The sequence below is a fragment of the Shewanella inventionis genome (assembly GCF_014641855.1).
GTDB classification, from domain to species: Bacteria; Pseudomonadota; Gammaproteobacteria; order Enterobacterales; family Shewanellaceae; genus Shewanella; species Shewanella inventionis.
This window is the reverse complement of record NZ_BMII01000048.1, coordinates 1-19,586: the sequence shown is the minus strand read 5'-3', so window position 1 is coordinate 19,586 and position 19,586 is coordinate 1. Positions and strand designations below refer to the sequence as shown.

Sequence of the window (19,586 nt, the reverse complement as noted above, 5' to 3'; positions counted from 1 at the left end):
TGGGAAACAACCAGGAATAACGAGAAGGCTAGTATTAATTGGATGTTTGATGTAGATAACGCCCGGTCGAAACTCAACCGAGCTTATAAGTTTTTAAACAGTCAGAATTAAATGGAATTAGTACTAGGTATGCTCAGTTCACCAGTGTGATCAATGACCTATTTAACGTAACTGAAAGCGACGACGGAAATACGCATCTGGCGCTGAAAAAGCCGATAAAAATGAATGTGATTGAGGAAGGCTGGCAGGATATTCAGCGTATTGTGTTATCCCTTCAAGAAAAACGCACAACACAGGCATTGCTAGTACGCAAATTATCTGGTTATCCATCTGGACACCCTATATTACAAGCATTAACGGAATATAATAGGCTCATCAAAGCCCAATATTTACTTGATTATATTGATGATGCAAGTCTGCGCCAATATGTTCAACGAGCACTGAACCGAGGCGAAGCCTGGCATTTCCTCAGGCGAGCCATTGCATCGGTCAATCGTGACCAGTTCCGCGGAAAAAACGAATCAGAAATAGTCGTTTGGAACGAGTGTGCCCGTTTGACGGCAAATGCAATTATTTACTTTAACTCGATGATCCTAAGTCATCTACTACTGCACTTTGAAGACGTTGGTGACGAGGAAAAAGCTGCAATAACTCGACAAGTATCACCCGTTGCATGGCAGAATATTAATCTAAGCGGCACTTATCAGTTCGCTAGTAACCGCAAACTACCTGATTTACAGGAAATAACTAGGCCTATTGTTCAAAATGAAGTCTAAAATGAAAGGTAACCCAGCTCCACAAGCCACTAACTGCTTGGGTTATGGCGATTTATGTTACTTTAGAGGGGAAAATCCCTAGAACCCCTGATTTATAAAATCGCACCCCAGGCTTATATATTTTCTCAAGCGCTTGGGAAACCCGATTCGAAATCAAGCGTGAATCACAACTTGGCACTTCCATCTTCACGACAATTTGTTTTGAATAAACCCTATCATCATCGTGAGGTGAGTTTGAAGCGAACACCGTCAGTGCTTTTGTTAAGGAGCCTTGCTTTCTTAGCTTTCTAGCGACGGCTTCGGCATGACCGATCAAGGAGCGTCTTAATTCATCTTTGCACGTCACGCGCTCACCAAATGACCGGCTACTGTAAATTTCTTTTTTTGCTGGTCTGTGATCATCCCAACTCAAGCGAACTTCGCCACGTAACTCACGAACGGTATTTTCAACAAGTATAGAGAAACCTTTGCGTATTTCTTGCGGGTTGGCTTTACTCAAATCCCACGCTGTTTTATAGCCGATAGCTTCTAGTCGCTTTGACAGTTTTCCGCCAATTCCCCAAATGTCTGATAATGCCATTTAAGACAGTATGTTGAACCTTGATTTTTCATCGTTGATAACAGCAACACCGTGATAGCCATGTATTCGTTTAGATGCGTGATTAGCTGCTTTTGCAAGCGTCGGTGTTACACCGATGCCCACGCCAATTGGTAGCCTCACTTCTCGCCATACAGTGCGCCTCATGAGTTCCCCTAGCTCAAGCCATTGACTTTCGTCTTGAGCAGAGTAAAAGTCCCCAAAGTCCAAAAAACATTCGTCAATCGAATAGACGTAACTTTCCTTGGCAAACCGTGAGCAAGTCTCCATCATCTTATTACTAAGGTCCGCATATAAAGCATAATTTGAGCTTCTCGGCACGACACCCGCTTTATCTAATTCCTTTTTAATTTGAAAGTACGGTTTGAATTTGAGGGACAGACCTAATTTTTTCGCTAGACCACAAGCAGCAACGATGCATCCGTCATTGTTCACCGTTACACGTTTTACCCCCTAAAATGTTATGAAAAACCTTTCTAAATAAAGCCTGTAGCCTGCTTTGTGTAATTCTCACCGATATTAAGCAATAAGTTGAGAATTTTTTGATATGGGGCTCATGAATTCTCAACAATTAAGGTGAATTAATTAAGGTGAATTAATGTGATTACCAAGGGAGACTGTCGGTCTAATTACCGAGCGACTTTGTCGTAAATAGCATATCAGCCAGTTGTTAAACTGGCTATGATTTATGCCGATTCTTGCAACGCTTGCGACTTTTCAACTCTCAGTGCAGTGGTATTCATATTGTTTCTTAGCCACATGCTACGCACACCGCCTGCGCTAATATCAATACCGAGGGCTTCAGTCAGCTTGATGGCCACTTTCTGTTGACCAAGGTGGGGATGCTCAACGGAGAATTTTACGACTGCATCTTCGATGGCTTTATCTACACAGTTTTTATGCCTTATATCGGGAGTTTCTTGACGTTTTAAGGCAACAGGACCGCCTTGCTTAACCAGTCTTAAGTGTCGGTGAATAGTGTCTCGTGACACGCCACTTTGGCGTGAAGCTGCACTGATACTTCCAAGCTTTTTGATTAATGCTAATACCTCTAGTTTCTTTTGTACTGCTAAGTCTTCTGATTCAAGCTTACTTGGCTCATTTACTTCAGATACCTTGAGTTGCCGCCCTGCGAAGTGTGCGGTGAAGCCTTTCTTGCTGGTATTTCGGATCTCAATTTTCTGATTAGCTATGGAATGTTTTAGCGGTGAATCAATCAAATAGAACTTGTTACCGTAGCTGAAGGTGTGGTCATTGCGGATCTTACGATGGTCTTTAATGACGCAGATATCATCAAGGTTGGTGTGTTTCGATAATGGTGTAAATTCAGGCGCTTGCTTTGATTTCACTTGAATTCTAGACTGCCAGAATTGTGGGATGAATACATGTTTCAGGTATGCATTGGCACTGGCTATATCTTTAATATTGTTAAGCCTTAGCTCAGGTACAAGGCGGTCTTGAAATGTATCAAAGGCACGTTCAACACGGCCTTTACCTTGAGGCGAATTGGCGAAGATAATCTCAATACCCAATTCTTCACATGCACGCTGCATTTGTGAGAAGTTGCAACGCTTAGGGCCACCGAAGATACCCGCTCTATCCACGTACAGCGTTTTAAACACGCCCTTAGTTTCGATGCAATCGCGCATGACTTTCATGCAACCAGCGGTGGTTTCAGATGGGAAGAACTCTGCATGTACTTCACTGGTGGCATCATCAATCATCGCAATCAAACAATGCTTCTTATCGCCAAACCAACGATGGGGACTACCATCCATCTGCATCATTAAGCCCGGCGCTGCCATACGCTCTCTGCGTTTACGTACGATACCGCGCCGACGTTTAGCACGTTTTACATGGTGAATATCATGTGCCCATCCACGCAGTGTTTCTCGCTTTACAGTTATCTGTTCATTCACTTCAAGCTGCTCAGCCAAGTGCAGCAAATTCAAATCAAAATACTTATCTTTAATTAAAGATTGAACTGCTTTTTTAATTGACGCTGGTGTTTTATTTGGTGGTGACTTACCACTGTTACCATGGACAACAAACTGAATACCGACTTTCTGATATCTCTTTACATAGCGTTCTATTGAACGTCTAGACTTACTGAGTAGCTTAGCTGCATTGGCAATTGTTATTCTGCCTTCAACCACTTTGGCAATTATATCAACGGTTAGTTGAGCTTTAGAATCCATCACAATCATCCTCAACATGCCTCTAGTATTCAAAAAACAAGAACACTAACAAACATGTAAAAAAAGAGACCGACAGTTTCCCTTGGTAATTAGCAATTACGACAGAATTGCTTGGTAATTAAGATACGACAAAGTCGCTTGGTGTTAACAAATTAAGGTGAATTAATCTGAACTCAATCTTACATTTTCTATATACAGAGCTTGACCAAACCTTACAGACGGCTTCGTGCCATGTTCAGACGGTGAGCAGGAGTTATCTGACAGGCTGCTTAGAGCCTAAAAGAAGTTACTAAATTTAACTTGGCCGACCGTCTCCTTTGCCCAAGGAAGCGGACGTAGCGATTTATTGTGGTTTAGTCCCTTTAGAGCGATCTATAGTCGTTCAAGCAATCTGTATAACTTTAAACTATTTGATGTTATCGATTGGTATCCTAATGGCAGGTGATCCGACAAAGCGGTCTTTGTAGACTTTAGTGAAACGTAAAGCGTGCAACTTTTTTTATTCAATATCCATATCGATATTCAGGCAAATTCTCGGGGGCCTGAGTACAACTATCCAAACGACTAGCAGCATTTAATAGAACCCAGTCGACCCTATGGGCGAAGCCTAGATGCATCGCCTTATTTTTGTCAAAACAATCGGTAACCAGTTCATAATTCATAATGACATATCTCTGTGGTTGCGTTTTTTGCCATTCCCAAGCAGCAGCCAGTTGTTTTTGATGCTGTGTATGGTAGCCAAAATGAGTGATTGGGTAAGGCGAAAACAAAATAAACTGTTCAGAGAAATCCACAAGCGCCACTTCTGCATCAGGTTCGATAATGTTACTGACTTCTCGATATATGTTTTTAGGTGTTCGCACGTCATTAAGCAACTGATATCCCAAGGTACTGTAAACACCCCACAACACTGTGATAAAAATTGGCCAACTTTGCCACTTTTTACCTTTAAAACACCAAGCACAACTGAATATCCCCGCGCCACCAATTATGAGGAAAAACAGCCAAGGTACAATATTGTATTTATCACTTATACCAACAGTAAAACTAACCTCTGCGAAGCCTGCCAGTGCAAAAACAACAAATGCTGTAGACAGCAATCCTACGGTTGTCCATACCAGACTAACAAGCACTTTACTTTTCAATAACTGAGCAAAATACGGAGCCGTTATCAATGCCAGCATAGGCAACGCAGGCAGAACATATACGCCACGTTTACCTGAACTTAGACTGAAAAACAGTATCACCAGCATAATCCAACTAAGAGGCAATATGATCCTCGCATCTAATTGTTTAATCGCCTTGCACCAAGGCTTGACTAACCAAGGTAAGGCTAGACTAATGGGTAGCCAAAAAACGGGGATAACAGAGGTTAAGTAGTACCAAAAAGGTTTAATGTGGTGCCATGAATTGGCATACCGGGTCACAGTCTGTTTGAACAGAATATTGTCACGATACACTTCATATAATGGGTTTTGACTTTGCTCTACCCACCACAACATAGGTACAAACCAAAGGGATATGGCAAATAGCATGACCAGCGGCCCGAGATACCAAAACCAATGATGGCTGATAATGGGAGCCTGTGCATATTGCTTACCAGAAAGGCGCAACAAAATATAAGGTATTAGCATTAGCAATGGCAAAAAGCCGACACCTTTGGTTATTACGCCTATGCCCATAAAAAACCATGCCATGAAGTACCAGCGCCACTTGCCATCAACCAGAGTAAATCTGAGTAATCCGTAACAACCTAGGGTGATAAAAGCACACACCATGGCATCAATCTGCGCCGTTTTGGCCTGTAACATAAACTGGATACTAAAAGTGAGTAGTAGCCCTGCGATAAAGCCGACTTGGGTTGACCATAACTTACGCCCAATGTCGTAGACTAAAAATACGGTCAATAAGCCACTCAATGCTGAGGGTAGTAAAAAAGCAACAGTGATCGAATCGGTTACCCAATAGAAAAACGCAATTGACCACATAAAAATAGGCGGTTTGTCAGGATACAATTCTTGGGCTCTAGCAGGAAAAAACCATTGCCCTGTATCAACCATTTCCTTTGCCACCAAGGCAAATCTTGGTTCGTCGGCAGGCCAAGGATCCCGCAACCCTAACCCAACTAATATCAAGCTAGCAGTAATCGACATTAACCAAAATAGCGCATGGCGATGCTCAGAGGATATATTATAAAAATACTCACCCCAGCTATTATTTGGGGTCATTTATTGATTGCCTCATCTCGTTGCATATTTTCAAGATCGGCTAGCTCACTGTCATCAATCAAACTATCTGCTTTGTATTGTTTATAGAGCCTGACACTCAACAGACTTGAAATAACAAATAGCGCAATACTTAAAACGACTTTCCAAATAGATAGAACAATTACCCCCTTGCCCATTAAAGCAAAAATGGCCATTTGCGGCAGGTAACCAATCAAAGAGCCCAATACAAAAGACAGACCACTCACATGGCTGACACCGGCAACCAGATTAGTCACCAAATTATTTCCAATTGGCAAAAGCCTGATAACGATAGTTTTTGTAAAGGGGCTTTTAGCTAAGAAGCGGTCGATAGCGGATATTTTTTGTGGGTAGCGCTGTTTAATCTGTTTTCTTACTGCAAACCTCGCAAAATACATACTTAAAATACAACCCAAGCCTGCTGATAAAGTCGAGAGTAATGCACCGTTAACAAACCCAAACGCATACCCCCCAAAAAAAGCCAGCAATTGTCTTGGGCTTCCTAATGCAGTCGCTATTGCTCCGAGTCCCAAAAACAGCAACATGCCAGTGAACCCATTATTTCTAATGTGAGCATCTATCCAGTTTTCGTTAAATGACTGAAATACCATGTTATTGGCTACAATGGCCCCGCCAAATATGCAAATGGTCAATAAAATCATAGCCCGTTTCAACCATTTGACTCGAATCAGTGCAAGTAAACGTTCAGTCATGATCTTCAACTACAATAGAGGCTTTATAACGCCGCTGTAGCCAAATCACTCCCAACATATCAACCAAGCCCACACCTAAACGCCCCAACATATTGTATTTCGATTCCCCAAACTGACGATCTCTATGACTTACTTCCACTACTACTATTGTGCCGCCAATACGCTTAACCAGAGCCGGAAGAAAACGGTGAATATGATCAAAGTAAGGTAATGCTAAAAAGGTTTTTCGCGGGAATATCTTTAGACCACAGCCAGTGTCAGGGGTGTCATCACCAAGCAATTTTCTGCGTACACCGTTTGCGATCCTTGACTGAAAACGCTTCCAACGGGTGTCTTTGCGTTGTTTACGGTAACCCGCCACACAAAAATCTGAACCTTGTGGAAGTTTTAGTGCTTGTTCCAATAACAAAGGAATATCGGCAGGATTATTTTGCCCATCTGCGTCCAAGGTTACGATTAAATCACCTACTGCTTTTGATACGCCGGTTCGAACCGCACCACTTTGGCCAACAGAAAAAGAGTGTTTATAAGGCCGCATCTCTGGGGTCGTTTCGGTCTGCATATCCATCGCTTCTGCATAAGTGCCGTCATCGCTACCATCGTCAATATAAAGAATTTCAAAAGTTGCAACATCTCTCAGTGCAGCAACAATTTCATTCACTAAAGGTTTGACATTTTGTTGCTCATTTTTGGCAGGGATAACGATAGACAACATCAAGTGAATATCCATATTGAATAATAAAACAATAGCCTATTCTAATTACCTTAAGGTTTGCTTAAGTTGAGATAGATCAGATTAAGTTCTTAAATGATTCAATCTTGCCGCACTGAATGACTTTAGGATCAATTAAGCCCATCAATTTCCACCCTTGCTAATTATTTTAGACGGAAAAATGACGTTTTATTATAAAACCTATCTTTAACAGTGGTTTATGTTTGTGTTTATCTTGCATTTCAAACATCGTATCAATTGTCATATTTTTTTGTAAATTGAGTCAATTTTAACGATTTAAGAATACAAACTGTCATAAAAAGTAGCTCAACACTATGAAGGCAAAGCTTGTACGACTTTACTATCCACGGTTATTTGTATCGCTCTCTTGATTTGTAACTTAGAGATTAAGTTCAGGTTGATCAAGTAAGAAATGTAACATCCCTAATGATTTTTACATCATTTTGAAAAAGAGATATTCGATTCATTTACGCAAAACCACCGTTTTCGATTTGTTTCAGGTAAGTCATAATATACTCAGATAAACCTTTTTCACATCCCTCTATAGCAGTCATGTGCCCAAAGGCAGGAATCGGTTTGTGTAACCAGTTTACTGCCTCATCAGAACTACCACTCCAGGACATCAAAAGTGAAGATATATAAATGACTTCTTCTTTTGAATAATAAGGACTCAGTAACTTTTGAAGCTCTAATATATCGCTCATTAGCTTTAATCCTCGTAGCCAACTCATATGTCCTATATAAAAAAGATGAAGCCATATCGCTTACATCTTCCTCGCTAATTTACTTCCACCTTGTAACTACACTTAGGAGGCATAATTTCATCAAATTCGCAGTCGAGTGCAATTGCCAGTTTATATAACGTTTCTAATTTGACATTGACAAGCCCACGTTCCATTTTCCCGTAGTTTCCTCTTTCAATACCAGCCAATGTAGCAAAGTCTTCTTGAGAATAACCTGCATTTTTACGTTTTAATCTTAGCATTTTGCCAAAATCAGTCACTAAATCATTCACCCTATTTTCCCTTCAGGTAAAATGTTTAGATTTTCATGTTGAGGTGTAAAGAACCACGCCCTATAATACCCATTATTGAGTTTATTTTAGGTCATGTCACAATGTTAGATCCCGTTGTCGCTCAAGTTATTGAAGCTGGAAATTTTGACAATTTCACTACGAGTGATGTCAGGTCTGCATTTCTAGCATTAAAAAAAGATCCCAAACTTAATCCAAGCAACGTGAGGCGAATGATCTATTCCGAGCTCTTAAAGCTTGTTAGAAAAGGGTGGTTGAAGAAGAGTATCTCTAAAGTTAAAGGCCAAACTCGCTTTAGTAAAACCAATCTTTTCGATGCTAATAATCTTCAAGTAAAAACCATAAGTTTCGAGTCAATAGCGGCTACTAAAACAGATGGTCATCATCAAAAATTATTAGAGAAGTTGGTTTGCTATAAAGCCGAGTTACTGCAAAGCATCGGAGAGTCAGAGGCCTATAAAGATATTTATTTAGATATGCCTGAACTAGTTGACGAGATCCAACCCAAATATCATATGGCAAGAGATAACAACACGAAGCTGCTAGGCAAGATTAAAGCTATTGAAGACATTATTAGGCAGAGAACATGAAACTTAGACCTTGGCAAGAGCGCTGTATTAACCAAGCATTGAGCAACTATTCTAATGGATACGATCATTTTTTAACGCTTGCTACACCAGGTGCAGGTAAGACTCTAATGGCTTCAGCGTTAGCGAGTTACCTTTTAAAAAATAAGCTCATAGATTTAATCATATGCTTTTCTCCTTCATCAATTGTTGCTCAAGATTTTGCTGAAAGCTTAGAAACACAAGCAGGTGAACGATTTGATGGTCTTATGGGAGCAAAAGGTCGGTCGTTAACATACCAGAGTCTTCAATTTCTTGATGGCCAATTTTGGCAGCTATTCGAATCAAACCGCATATTCGTTATTTTCGATGAAATTCATCACTGTGCTGGCTCAAACCTTGGAAATGCAAATTCTTGGGGGGAGCAGATTTTACTCAATATTCATGATAGAGCTAAATTTACTTTAGCTCTAACAGGCACTCCTTGGCGCTCTGACACCGCACCTATTGTTCTTTCAAAATATATTCAATCTGACAGCCAAATCGCATGTGATTATGTCTATGGTCTAGCGGAGGCTGTTCGTGACAAAGTTTGTCGAGTGCCTCAAATTGTTGCTGTAGATAATGTGAAAATTTCGGTTGTCGATACTAATGCCACACAGATATTTACTAGCTTTAGCGATTTATTGTCAAACTCAAATGTTTCGTATCAACAGGTAATTGAAAATGAGGCAGTGCTCAAGTTTATAATCACTGCATCAAATAAAAAACTATCGAAGATTAGGCTTGTAAACCCAGATGGAGCAGGGCTAATCGTCGCATCGTCTGTTAGCCATGCAAACATGATATCTTCTTTGATGAAATCTTGGTTTAAAGAAGATGCTGTTGTCGTTACGTACAAAGAAAGTAATTCTAGCACCATCATTCAACGTTTTAGGCACTCCCAAACTAGGTGGATTATTTCAGTTGGAATGATAAGCGAAGGGACTAACATTCCACGTCTACAGGTTTGTTGTCACCTGACGAACATTAAGACAGAAATGCATTTCAGACAAATATTGGGCCGAATTCTAAGACTGACGGAATCGACAAATCAGCAAGCGATTTTATATATGCCCGCAGAACCCAAATTATTGGAATATGCATACAGGGTGAAAGAGGATATTCCGTTCGAAGCTGATGTCGTCAAATTTGAAAACATGAAAGAGAACAAAGAATATGATAAAAAGTTAAATGATTTACCCATTTCTTTTGATACGCTGGTTACACAAGCATCAAATAAAGGGCTAAACCTTGAGCTTTCAAGCTCAGAAACGGATACATCTGCTAATAATTCCAGTGATGAACGTGACACTAAAACCAAAGACTTAGCTTCCGAGATAAAAGAACATGATCTATCATCCTCATATAAAAACCTTATCAATAACTTTGGACGATTCAAGCAAGAGACAATAGCTTTGGGACTTTTAGATTTCAATTAACTCAATAAGATTGTTGTTTCTATATGATTACGTAACGCTATCAAGTTGTAGATATAAACACGTTAGTTAGATAATTTTGTTTTAACACAAATTTTGGCATTAAAACTCATTATATGAAAGCGTTACATATAACGCTTAAACGTCATTACTGTGCATTTATATTATTTTTGAGTTTTTTGCGGAGCAACGGTTAGGGTTAACACATTTCTGCCCCATTATTGGTTTCGTCTAACAAATTTGCGATTTCAATCAGTCGCAATTTACCCAAATATAACTCATGTGACGTTAATAATAGTTATGCGGTGAGAGTGAAATTTTAATTGGATTGGTAAGTCGCTTCGGGACAAAAGCGCCTTAGATGTACTCGGTGCTTTTCAGAATATTTGGCTTAGATACTCTTCAACTTAGCTGCCAAAGCAGTTTCTAATTTATCGATTCCTTCCCCATTTTTTAAATAGGTTTGAATTCTGTGTCCTTGAAGATCTGATGGGATATGCTCTAGCGTTTGACTGATAGGTATTACTATTTTGCCTAAAGTGTGTGCGATTCCAACCTCGTACATCACATTGGGATTACGTCCAGAGAAGTCGGCAATGACAATCTTAGAGCGATAGATCAAAGAAAAGATGTCTTGAAGTATCGTCGAATGCTCCCAAATGTCATCAGCTCTTTGGCAGCGGTAACCCGCCTGTTTACATGCTCTAACAATACCTTGGTGAACATCGTCAAAACCTGCAAATGGCATCATTATTGACACGAGGTCACTCTCAACTTCATTGCCCGGTATTTGAAAAATGTTTGGAGTAAAAACAATGGACTTTGTTGACTCTGTTGGAGCAGTAGAAACTGACACATTGTTTGTTAACGGGTAATTTCTGTCCAAGAAATTCGTTACATCATCAAGAGAGTTTCTATGGTAGGTAAACATACTTTTCAGAACGTCTCCTACAGCAGAAGGGTAGTCAGGGTCGCCAAAATTCAGTGCTCGTAGCAAGCGATGATGGCTCTCGATTATGTGTTGGCAATCAGTTGCATCTCCAATAGTGATCCAATCTGCTTGGTCAAACCCTTCGATTGCAACTATGCGCTTTCTGAGGGCGTAGATTTGTTGCTGATGTTCTTGCATTTAAATTCTCTTTCCAATGGACTATTTAGTTGGGGTTGGAGTCTAGTTGTTTGTATCAATTATCAACAACCTCAACGGTCTTGTGCTGAGCGCCATAATAAGTGCCTTCATCAATGGTGTAACGTAGTGTCACCTCACAACTTGGGCAATCAAACTCTTCGTTTGGCTCAATGCACTCGTCTTCAACCCAATCCCAATCAAAGTGGTCTTCACATTCAGGGCATTGCATGATGGTTCCTCACGTCTCACAACTCTCCGAAATCCTCAGGGCATCCTCAATCTCAACACCAAGGTATTCAATCGTACTTTCTAACTTAGCATGACCAAGAAGTAACTGAATAGCGCGTAAGTTCTTGGTTTTGGCGTAGATCAAAGAAGCCTTGGTACGGCGTAGCGAATGTGTGCCGTATTGAGTTTTATCTAAACCGATATCAGTCACCCATCGGTTAACCATAGTCGTGTAGTAATGGTAAGAGATTGGTTGCCCTTCACGGCGTGGACTTGGGAATACGTAGTCGGTTGGTGTCAGACCATTCAGGATAATCCATTGAGATAAGGTTTGTTGGGTCTTAGGCGTGATCTCGAAGTGCACTTCTTGATGGGTTTTCTGTTGCTTCACAATCGCTCGTGACATCACGCAGCCACTACGGCTGACGTCTTGTACCTTTAGGTTACGTAAGTCACATGCTCTGAGCTTGCTATCGATGGCAAGGTTAAACAGCGCCAATTCAAATAACCGTTCCTCAAGCTCCAACCGAATACGGATGCGCCAAATGTCTTCCAATTTGAACGCTTTCTTCTGCCCAACTCTTTTTCCTTTATTCCAAGCAACCATAATGTGCTCCTTACTTCATAAAAATCACTGTTAAGTAAGGCAGAACTCAAGGAAATTTGCGTAGTTACTGGTATCATAAGGCCAATTTTTCGAACTCAAGAAACCCGTAATGAACGAACAAGAACAACTATTCCTCAAAGAGCTGGAAAGCAAGCTCTGGACAGCCGCAGACAAACTCCGTGCGTCACTCGATGCCTCTCAATACAAACATGCGGTGCTTGGCTTAATTTTCGTTAAATACGTGTCTGACGCCTTCATGTTGCGCCAAGAAGAGCTAAAACAAGACTTTGCTAATCCTGATCACGAGTACTTCCTCGATCCTGAAGGTTACACGGCTGAAGAACTTGAACAAGAAATCGCGATTGAGCTGGAACAGCGCGATTACTACAAAGAGAAAAACGTGTTTTGGTTGCCTACAGAATCTCGTTGGAAGTTCCTGCAAGACAATGGCCCGATGGTTATTGGTGGTGCCGATTTGGTTATTGATGGTAAAACGAAGAAAATCACGTCTGTTGGTCACCTGATTGATAATGCATTGGAGGGGATTGAGCGCGACAACCAGAAGCTAAAAGGTGTACTCAACAAGCACTACGCCGCTCTAAAAATTGATCAGTCAAAACTTAATGAGCTGATTAACCTCATCGCGACCATCCCATTCAATCATAAGTCGCTTAACAGCAAAGATATTCTTGGTCATATTTACGAATACTTCCTAGGCCAATTTGCTCTTGCTGAAGGTAAGAAAGGCGGTCAGTTCTACACGCCTGCATCAATCGTTTCGCTGATTGTTGAGATGATTGAGCCGTTTGAAGGCCGTGTGTATGACCCTGCAATGGGTTCGGGCGGTTTCTTTGTGCAATCAGAGAAGTTTATTGAGCGCCGCGCGAACCAAAAAGAGATTGACCCACTCACGCAAAAACAAAGAATCTCTATTTACGGTCAGGAATACAACTACACCACATGGCAGCTTGCTGCGATGAACATGGCAATCCGTGGGTTGGATTATGATTTTGGTAAGGAACCTGCCAGTACCTACACCAATGACCAACATCCTGATTTGCGTGCTGACTTCATCATGGCTAACCCTCCTTTCAACATGAAAGAGTGGAATACGGGTGTCGATGATAATGATCCGCGCTGGGTATACGGCACACCACCGTCGGGTAACGCAAACTTTGCGTGGATGCAGCATATGCTTTACCACCTAGCTCCTGATGGTTCTCAAGCCTTGTTACTTGCCAATGGCTCGATGAGTTCAACCACCAACAACGAAGGTGAAATTCGTGCGGCCTTAGTCGAGAACGATTTGGTTGAATGTATGGTTGCGCTTCCGGGACAACTGTTTACCAACACCCAGATCCCTGCTTGTATCTGGTTTTTAACCAAAAACAAGAAAGCCCGTACCGATAAATCAGGCCGAAAACTACGTGATCGTAAAGGTGAAGTGTTGTTTATTGATGCACGTAACCTTGGCTATATGAAAGACCGTGTGCTTCGAGATTTTACCCAAGATGATATCCAGAAAGTCGCTGACCTTTACCATGCATGGAAAACGGGTGCGGAAGTAAATGGTGTCGCTTACGAAGACCAAGCAGGCTTCTGTAAATCAGCAACGTTAGAAGAGATTAAGAAACACGATTTTGTGCTCACTCCGGGACGATACGTTGGTGCTGCTGAAGAACTAGATGATGGTGTTCCATTTGCTGAAAAGATGACTGTTCTAACCAGTAAGTTAAGTGAACAGTTTGCAGAATCAGCAACACTAGAAGCTGAGATCAAGAAGAACCTAGTGGAGTTGGGTTATGAGCTGTAATTGGCCTCTGGTAAAGCTTGCTGATGTAGCTTGCATTATTACAACAAAAATTGATGCAAATCAGATAACTAAGGATTGTTATATATCAACAGAAAACATGCAGCCTTATAAAGGAGGTGTTAGTTCTGCTGATTCCCTACCATCAGCAGCTAAATTTAACTCTTTCAGAGTTGGAGACACATTGTTTTCAAATATCAGAACATATTTTGAAAAAGTATGGTTAGCTAGTTTTTCTGGTGGTGCTTCGGCAGATGTTTTGATTTTTAGAACAAAAGATGAAAGTGTTCTTCTCTCTGAATATCTATACCATTTTCTGTCTAGCCCTGAGTTTATTGAATTCACAGTTCGTACTTCGAAAGGTGCAAAAATGCCTAGGGGCGATAAGGGCGCAATGATGGATTTCGAATTCAAATTGCCTCCTGTTGAAATACAGAAAATTATCGCCTGCTCGTTACAGGGGTTAGAACGGAAAGTACGCTTAAATTCTCAAACCAATCAAACCCTAGAACAAATGGCGCAAGCCATCTTCAAGTCGTGGTTTGTCGATTTCGATCCTGTGAAAGCCAAGATCAATGGCGAACAACCGGAGGGTATGGATGCGGCTACTGCCTCGCTATTCCCCGAAAAGCTAGTTGAGTCTGAGTTGGGATTGATTCCTGAGGGATGGGAAGTAAGCACATTATCAAGTTTGATTCAGCTTACTGGTGGCGGAACTCCAAAGCGTTCGGAAGAAACATATTGGAATGGTGATATTCCTTGGTTCTCAGTTAGAGATGTACCATCGGGAAGCAATGTATTTGTTGTTGATACCGATGAGAAGATTACCGAACTTGGCTTAAATAAATCCTCAACTAAGTTGCTTCCGAAAGGAACAACAATTATCACAGCTCGCGGTACGGTTGGTAAGCTAGCCCTTGTTGGTACTGATATGTGTATGAATCAGTCTTGTTATGGCATTCGAGGTAAAGAGGTTGGTGATTTCTACAATTACTTTAATTTGAATGAGGCGGTAAGCACTCTTCAACGCAATACCCACGGTGCTGTTTTTGACACGATCACTACAAAAACATTTGATACCTACTCAATGCCATTTGGTGGAGTCGAGCTTGCAAATAAATTTGACTCGATAGTTGCTCCTCTTCTTCAAAAAATTGAGGCGAATGTACGTCAAAATATAGAGCTTTCAACACTACGAGACACGCTACTTCCTAAATTGCTTTCCGGCGAAATCGAGTTAGCTGAGAAACAAGAGAACTAGTTATAAATTGAGTATAAATCCCAATGGTATTTGTATTGCTATTGGGGTTTGCAATGGAATTTAAGAAATGGAAAGTTTACTCGTCAACGTCAGTAAATACGCTTCTAGCCATCAAAAGTCGTCAATTGAAAACTTCATTACAGAAGCCTTCGCTTGGTTACTTCGCAATGATTTCGCTGTGAGAGAGGCAATCATGTCTCTTTTATTCAAGCAAGGGCAAGAGTGTGGTATCGAGATCCCGCATGTAGGCAATTCAGAACGCATTGATACGCAAGTTAACTTTGATGGTAAATATCCGGATATGCTTTGGGATTCTGCCGATAATACTTCTTGTTTGATATTTGAACATAAAGTTTGGTCGGAACTGCATGATGGACAGCTTTACAACTATCGTAAGTATGCTGAAGAAAAGCTCGCAAAATCATTTGCCATCGTGCTTATTACGGGTCACTCAGGACAACATATGTTTACATTTTTAACAAAAATACACATTATATGAGAAAAATTTTAGTGATTAATTATGAAGTACTTAGTGACTGGAGCTGCTGGTTTTATAGGAAGTGCAACGGTTAGAAAGCTCAATGCTCAGGGACATGAAGTGGTTGGTGTGGATAATCTTAACGATTACTACGATGTAGCGCTCAAACATGCAAGATTGCATTTCTCCGCACACCCATTATTTCGATTTTATCCTTTTGATATTTCGAGTAAAGAAGCAATTGATACGTTGTTTAAGAAAGAGAAGTTTGAGCGGGTTATTCATCTTGCTGCGCAAGCAGGTGTACGATACTCAATAGATAACCCCCATTGTTACGTTGAATCTAATTTGACCGGTTATTTAAATATATTAGAAGCTTGCCGCCAGAATAGAATTCAACACTTAGTTTATGCTTCTTCCAGTTCCGTTTATGGGCTAAATAGTAAAGTCCCGTTCTCTACGTCAGATCGCGTTGATCATCCTGTTTCCCTTTATGCAGCGACAAAAAAATCTAATGAGTTAATGGCGCATTGCTATTCGCATCTCTATCAAATTCCTACCACTGGACTACGCTTCTTTACCGTTTATGGCTCATGGGGACGTCCCGATATGGCGCCTTTTCTCTTTACTAAGAAGATACTAGAAGGAGATACCATCGATATTAACAACAATGGGGATATGTGGAGGGACTTTACACATATTAACGACATTGTTGAGGGTATCGTACGGATTGCAGATGTCATTCCTAGCCCAAATAAGCATTGGAAGGTTGAGGACGGCTCACCCGCGAGTAGCTCTGCTCCTTTTGCGGTTTACAATATCGGACATGGTTCTCCTATAAATCTTATGGATTTTATAAAGGGGATAGAAAACCAACTAGGTATTGAGGCGAAAAAGAACTTCAGAGAGATGCAACCGGGCGATGTCTACCGTACATACGCCGATACTGAAGATCTTTTACAGGTAACCGGGTACAAGCCAAAGGTATCTATACAAGAAGGTATCGCTGAGTTTGTGTCATGGTACCGAGAATTTTATAACAAATAAGAAAAATGATTTTCTGTAGGTTTTTATTTACAGATAGCTTAAACAAGGTTAGAGCTCATGTTGCCGAGTATATCAGTCGTTATTCCAGCTAAAAATGAACAAGGGAATATAGGGAAGTTAGTTAAAGAAATTCATGACAGCTTGAAGGTTTATCCTCAATTTGAAATTGTCATCACTGATGATGGCAGTACCGATAATACCGTGCAGGAAGCGCTTGATGCTGCACAAGAGTGTGGTTGCGACTTGCAGATTGTGAGTCATGAGAAAAGTTGCGGACAAAGTACCGCTGTTTTAACCGCAGTTAAACATGCGAAAGGTGAGTGGATCATTACATCAGATGCCGATGGTCAGAATGATCCGTCAGACATGCCAAGTATGTTAGAGCTCGCCGCTCAAGTGAAAAAACCACATTTCTGTATTGCAGGCTACAGGGCTAAACGCTTAGATACTGCTTGGGTTCGTTTCCAATCTAAAGTCGCCAATACAATACGACATGCTCTGTTAGGTGATGGCGTACCAGACTCCGGTTGTGGCTTAAAAGTCATTCCTAAAGCTACCTATCTTCGATTGCCATTCTTTGACCATATGCACCGTTTTTTACCCGCGTTGATCAAATCCTTAGATGGTGAAATTGTGGTTCATCAAGTGGCACATAGAGACAGAGAAGCCGGCACTTCAAATTACAACGCTTGGAACAGGGCTTGGGTCGGCATCGTAGATTTACTTGGTGTCATTTGGTTACAACGACGTACTAAAAATCCAATGGTCAAAGCTGTAAGTAGTGTGAATAGCAAATAATGAAGTGGATTAAGCTTTTATTTCTCATTGTTGTTGGGGTACTGATTGCCAATCAGCTTGATAATCCTGTTATGGTTCATTTGACAGATAAGAACTGGCTTGTCGGTTACATCCAACAAAATGGTACGACAGGGAAAATGGTGGTATTCCTTTTCAGTGTCATCTTTTTATCTTTTAGCGGGCCAAAGCAAGCAATTGCATTGGTGTTTGGGTATTTATTCAGTATCAACTTAGGCGTTACATTAACATTGTTCGCTTGTATTTTTGCAGCGGCACTAAATTATTACTGCGCTCGGTTTATATTCGCAAACTGGTTATATCGACGCTTCCCGAACAAAATGATTAAGTTCAATTCCTTTGCCAGTCGTAAGCCGTTTTACAAAATATTGCTGTTACGGCTATTTCCTATTGGGAACAACGTTGTGACTAACGTCTTATCAGGTAGTGTCCGAGTACCTTTTTTCGCATTTCTTACTGCAAGTATACTCGGTTATCTCCCGCAAATTATTATCTTTGCACTTGTGGGGGCAGGAATTCAGTCTTCAAGTAACACAATGATATACCTTAGCATTTTCTTTGGTGTCATGAGCGCTATCCTCACAGGGTTTCTTTACAGAGATCATATTAAGAGCCGTGTTGAACTATTAAAAATGGAAGAGGAATTATGATACCCGTTTTCACAAAGTCTAGGTTAGCTTGTTCAGATACTTGCTAGGTCAGAACTAGAAAGCGTGGATCTGCGAAGACACGGGACGATGGGCTAATTCTTTAATCCCAGTAAGACTATCAAATAAGAAATTAAATGGATTTATTATCTTTATTATGATGTGAGTAACAATTCTATGTTAACAAATAACCCTAACCCTAACCCTAACCCTATTAGTGTCTCTAGTAAGCAATATTGGCTGCTAACATTTATCACTGCGCTGGTCTTTATAGCGGTAAATGTTAGTTTTAGGCCTATCTTACCTATAGATGAAACCCGTTATATATCTGTCGCGTGGGAAATGTGGCTAGATAAAAACTGGTTAGTACCACACATAAACGGAAGTCCCTATGACCATAAACCGCCATTTATGTTCTGGTTGTTTAACATCGTTTGGTCTGTATTCGGAACTTCAGAAACAGTGTCGCGTTTGGTGGTGCCAGTTTTTTCTTTGTTAAATCTTTTTCTCGTTAATCTACTGGCTCGGAAAGTTTACCCCGATTCAAAACAGGCACAAGTCTTGTCCCCACTCATATTGTTTAGCTTCTTAGGGTGGTTTTTGTATTCGGGCATGATAATGTTTGATTTAATACTCACGGTATTCTATTTGCTGGCAATATTGAGTCTGTGGAAATACTCGGAGTCGAACCGACCAGTATGGATTTGGTTCACCGGAACTGCAATCGGGTTTGCGCTGCTTACTAAAGGTCCTGTTATTTTTGTGCATTTTTTGCCATTTGTAATGTTAGTTCGTATTTGGCACCCTTCGCCGTCCAATATTAATAAAGCCTTTTTCAAAGCAGTACTTTGGGCTGTTCTTATCTCTGTCGCTATTATCTTAATGTGGGCAATCCCTGCCGCCATATCCGGAGGTGAAGAATACGCTAGAGCAATATTTTGGGGGCAATCTGTTGATCGAATGCAAAATTCTTTTGCTCATGCAAGACCATTCTATTGGTACGTGCTTCTACTTCCTGCTCTTTTATTTCCATGGTTGTTCTTAAGTGGTTTCTGGCGTAGCCGACCATGGGTGGTCACTGAACGCGGTGATACCTTATACCATTCCGCGAAAAAATGTGATCTAATTGCTATATCCGTTACTCACCTTTTTTAGCAATGAAACAACACACCAGTTTCGAATTAATCAGGCTATCCAAGCAAACAGCAGATGCCCGAATGCG

Annotated in this window: 20 protein-coding genes and 1 pseudogene; 10 read left to right on the top strand and 11 right to left on the bottom strand. The window is 40.9% G+C overall.

Features of this window, described 5'->3' with window-relative positions; genetic code table 11:
* Positions 1–125: 125 nt before the first annotated feature.
* Positions 126–776: pseudogene (locus tag IEW93_RS19915) on the top strand (Tn3 family transposase); the annotation flags it as partial.
* Positions 777–828: 52 nt separating this feature from the next.
* Here the strand turns inward: IEW93_RS19915 and IEW93_RS19910 are convergent.
* The 8 genes from IEW93_RS19910 to IEW93_RS19875 all read right to left on the bottom strand — a co-directional run bounded on the left by IEW93_RS19910 (position 829) and on the right by IEW93_RS19875 (position 8,279).
* Entirely contained in the window at positions 829–1,356 is a 528-nt protein-coding gene (locus IEW93_RS19910; protein WP_188740979.1) for a DinB/UmuC family translesion DNA polymerase, read from the bottom strand.
* Positions 1,357–1,809 carry a Y-family DNA polymerase gene (locus IEW93_RS19905; RefSeq protein WP_188740978.1) on the bottom strand — a complete coding sequence of 151 codons (453 nt, stop codon included), beginning with the start codon at positions 1,807–1,809 and terminating at the stop codon, positions 1,357–1,359.
* A gap of 251 nt (positions 1,810–2,060) precedes the next feature.
* Positions 2,061–3,581: an ISNCY family transposase gene (locus IEW93_RS19900; protein WP_188740977.1), complete on the bottom strand. Its 1,521-nt coding sequence runs from the start codon at positions 3,579–3,581 to the stop codon at positions 2,061–2,063.
* A 494-nt stretch (positions 3,582–4,075) separates the two neighbouring features.
* On the bottom strand, positions 4,076–5,800 hold the full coding sequence (locus IEW93_RS19895) for an ArnT family glycosyltransferase (RefSeq protein WP_188740976.1): 1,725 nt from the start codon (positions 5,798–5,800) through the stop codon (positions 4,076–4,078).
* Positions 5,797–6,531, bottom strand: a complete 735-nt coding sequence (locus tag IEW93_RS19890) for a TVP38/TMEM64 family protein (RefSeq protein WP_188740975.1) — start codon at positions 6,529–6,531, stop codon at positions 5,797–5,799. The genes IEW93_RS19895 and IEW93_RS19890 overlap by 4 nt, the downstream gene beginning before the upstream one ends.
* Entirely contained in the window at positions 6,524–7,246 is a 723-nt protein-coding gene (locus IEW93_RS19885) for a glycosyltransferase family 2 protein (protein ID WP_188740974.1), read from the bottom strand. The genes IEW93_RS19890 and IEW93_RS19885 overlap by 8 nt, the downstream gene beginning before the upstream one ends.
* A 485-nt stretch (positions 7,247–7,731) precedes the next feature.
* Complete coding sequence (locus tag IEW93_RS19880) at positions 7,732–7,968, bottom strand: antitoxin Xre/MbcA/ParS toxin-binding domain-containing protein (protein WP_188740973.1); 237 nt, start codon at positions 7,966–7,968, stop codon at positions 7,732–7,734.
* A gap of 74 nt (positions 7,969–8,042) precedes the next feature.
* Positions 8,043–8,279 (bottom strand): helix-turn-helix domain-containing protein, encoded by a 237-nt coding sequence (locus IEW93_RS19875; protein ID WP_102037348.1) that lies wholly within the window; start codon positions 8,277–8,279, stop codon positions 8,043–8,045.
* A 101-nt stretch (positions 8,280–8,380) separates the two neighbouring features.
* Between IEW93_RS19875 and IEW93_RS19870 the strand changes: the two genes are divergently transcribed.
* Together IEW93_RS19870 and IEW93_RS19865 are read left to right on the top strand one after the other, a co-directional pair.
* Positions 8,381–8,887, top strand: coding sequence for a VspR family transcription factor (locus tag IEW93_RS19870; RefSeq protein WP_188740972.1), 507 nt, complete (start codon positions 8,381–8,383; stop codon positions 8,885–8,887).
* The gene (locus IEW93_RS19865) at positions 8,884–10,344 is read left to right on the top strand and encodes a DEAD/DEAH box helicase (protein ID WP_188740971.1); all 1,461 of its coding nucleotides are present in this window, start codon (positions 8,884–8,886) and stop codon (positions 10,342–10,344) included. Before IEW93_RS19870 ends, IEW93_RS19865 begins: the two co-directional genes overlap by 4 nt.
* Before the next feature lie 388 nt (positions 10,345–10,732).
* Here the strand turns inward: IEW93_RS19865 and IEW93_RS19860 are convergent, their stop codons facing one another.
* From IEW93_RS19860 to IEW93_RS19850, 3 genes are read right to left on the bottom strand one after another with little or no spacing between them, the layout of a single operon-like run.
* A complete protein-coding gene (locus IEW93_RS19860) occupies positions 10,733–11,470 on the bottom strand; it encodes a hypothetical protein (RefSeq protein ID WP_188740970.1) in 738 nt (245 codons plus the stop codon).
* Between the two features lie 55 nt (positions 11,471–11,525).
* The gene (locus tag IEW93_RS19855) at positions 11,526–11,699 is read right to left on the bottom strand and encodes a hypothetical protein (RefSeq protein ID WP_188740969.1); all 174 of its coding nucleotides are present in this window, start codon (positions 11,697–11,699) and stop codon (positions 11,526–11,528) included.
* Positions 11,700–11,708: 9 nt separating this feature from the next.
* A complete protein-coding gene (locus IEW93_RS19850; protein ID WP_140284035.1) occupies positions 11,709–12,305 on the bottom strand; it encodes a tyrosine-type recombinase/integrase in 597 nt (198 codons plus the stop codon).
* Between the two features lie 109 nt (positions 12,306–12,414).
* Here IEW93_RS19850 and IEW93_RS19845 point away from each other — a divergent pair, with 109 nt between their 5' ends.
* From IEW93_RS19845 to IEW93_RS19815, 7 genes are all read left to right on the top strand, one after another.
* Positions 12,415–14,118, top strand: coding sequence for a class I SAM-dependent DNA methyltransferase (locus IEW93_RS19845; protein ID WP_041154775.1), 1,704 nt, complete (start codon positions 12,415–12,417; stop codon positions 14,116–14,118).
* On the top strand, positions 14,108–15,376 hold the full coding sequence (locus IEW93_RS19840) for a restriction endonuclease subunit S (RefSeq protein ID WP_188740968.1): 1,269 nt from the start codon (positions 14,108–14,110) through the stop codon (positions 15,374–15,376). The genes IEW93_RS19845 and IEW93_RS19840 overlap by 11 nt, the downstream gene beginning before the upstream one ends.
* A gap of 67 nt (positions 15,377–15,443) precedes the next feature.
* Positions 15,444–15,875 (top strand): PD-(D/E)XK nuclease family protein, encoded by a 432-nt coding sequence (locus tag IEW93_RS19835; protein WP_229706723.1) that lies wholly within the window; start codon positions 15,444–15,446, stop codon positions 15,873–15,875.
* A 21-nt stretch (positions 15,876–15,896) separates the two neighbouring features.
* A complete protein-coding gene (locus tag IEW93_RS19830) occupies positions 15,897–16,901 on the top strand; it encodes an NAD-dependent epimerase (protein ID WP_188740967.1) in 1,005 nt (334 codons plus the stop codon).
* A 57-nt stretch (positions 16,902–16,958) separates the two neighbouring features.
* Positions 16,959–17,699 carry a glycosyltransferase family 2 protein gene (locus IEW93_RS19825; protein ID WP_188740966.1) on the top strand — a complete coding sequence of 247 codons (741 nt, stop codon included), beginning with the start codon at positions 16,959–16,961 and terminating at the stop codon, positions 17,697–17,699.
* Positions 17,699–18,367, top strand: a complete 669-nt coding sequence (locus IEW93_RS19820) for a TVP38/TMEM64 family protein (protein ID WP_188740965.1) — start codon at positions 17,699–17,701, stop codon at positions 18,365–18,367. Before IEW93_RS19825 ends, IEW93_RS19820 begins: the two co-directional genes overlap by 1 nt.
* A 174-nt stretch (positions 18,368–18,541) precedes the next feature.
* Positions 18,542–19,519 (top strand): ArnT family glycosyltransferase, encoded by a 978-nt coding sequence (locus IEW93_RS19815; protein WP_188740964.1) that lies wholly within the window; start codon positions 18,542–18,544, stop codon positions 19,517–19,519.
* The last annotated feature ends 67 nt before the right edge of the window (positions 19,520–19,586 follow it).

Coding starts and splice junctions, on each gene's coding strand:
- IEW93_RS19865 (WP_188740971.1), top strand. CDS start 8,884: ATGAAACTTAGACCTTGGCAAGAGCGCTGTATTAACCAAGCATTGAGC.
- IEW93_RS19840 (WP_188740968.1), top strand. CDS start 14,108: ATGAGCTGTAATTGGCCTCTGGTAAAGCTTGCTGATGTAGCTTGCATT.
- IEW93_RS19830 (WP_188740967.1), top strand. CDS start 15,897: ATGAAGTACTTAGTGACTGGAGCTGCTGGTTTTATAGGAAGTGCAACG.
- IEW93_RS19910 (WP_188740979.1), bottom strand. CDS start 1,356: ATGGCATTATCAGACATTTGGGGAATTGGCGGAAAACTGTCAAAGCGA.
- IEW93_RS19845 (WP_041154775.1), top strand. CDS start 12,415: ATGAACGAACAAGAACAACTATTCCTCAAAGAGCTGGAAAGCAAGCTC.
- IEW93_RS19900 (WP_188740977.1), bottom strand. CDS start 3,581: ATGATTGTGATGGATTCTAAAGCTCAACTAACCGTTGATATAATTGCC.
- IEW93_RS19870 (WP_188740972.1), top strand. CDS start 8,381: ATGTTAGATCCCGTTGTCGCTCAAGTTATTGAAGCTGGAAATTTTGAC.
- IEW93_RS19835 (WP_229706723.1), top strand. CDS start 15,444: ATGGAAAGTTTACTCGTCAACGTCAGTAAATACGCTTCTAGCCATCAA.
- IEW93_RS19820 (WP_188740965.1), top strand. CDS start 17,699: ATGAAGTGGATTAAGCTTTTATTTCTCATTGTTGTTGGGGTACTGATT.
- IEW93_RS19860 (WP_188740970.1), bottom strand. CDS start 11,470: ATGCAAGAACATCAGCAACAAATCTACGCCCTCAGAAAGCGCATAGTT.
- IEW93_RS19825 (WP_188740966.1), top strand. CDS start 16,959: ATGTTGCCGAGTATATCAGTCGTTATTCCAGCTAAAAATGAACAAGGG.
- IEW93_RS19815 (WP_188740964.1), top strand. CDS start 18,542: ATGTTAACAAATAACCCTAACCCTAACCCTAACCCTATTAGTGTCTCT.
- IEW93_RS19855 (WP_188740969.1), bottom strand. CDS start 11,699: ATGCAATGCCCTGAATGTGAAGACCACTTTGATTGGGATTGGGTTGAA.
- IEW93_RS19850 (WP_140284035.1), bottom strand. CDS start 12,305: ATGGTTGCTTGGAATAAAGGAAAAAGAGTTGGGCAGAAGAAAGCGTTC.
- IEW93_RS19880 (WP_188740973.1), bottom strand. CDS start 7,968: ATGAGCGATATATTAGAGCTTCAAAAGTTACTGAGTCCTTATTATTCA.
- IEW93_RS19895 (WP_188740976.1), bottom strand. CDS start 5,800: ATGACCCCAAATAATAGCTGGGGTGAGTATTTTTATAATATATCCTCT.
- IEW93_RS19890 (WP_188740975.1), bottom strand. CDS start 6,531: ATGACTGAACGTTTACTTGCACTGATTCGAGTCAAATGGTTGAAACGG.
- IEW93_RS19885 (WP_188740974.1), bottom strand. CDS start 7,246: ATGTTGTCTATCGTTATCCCTGCCAAAAATGAGCAACAAAATGTCAAA.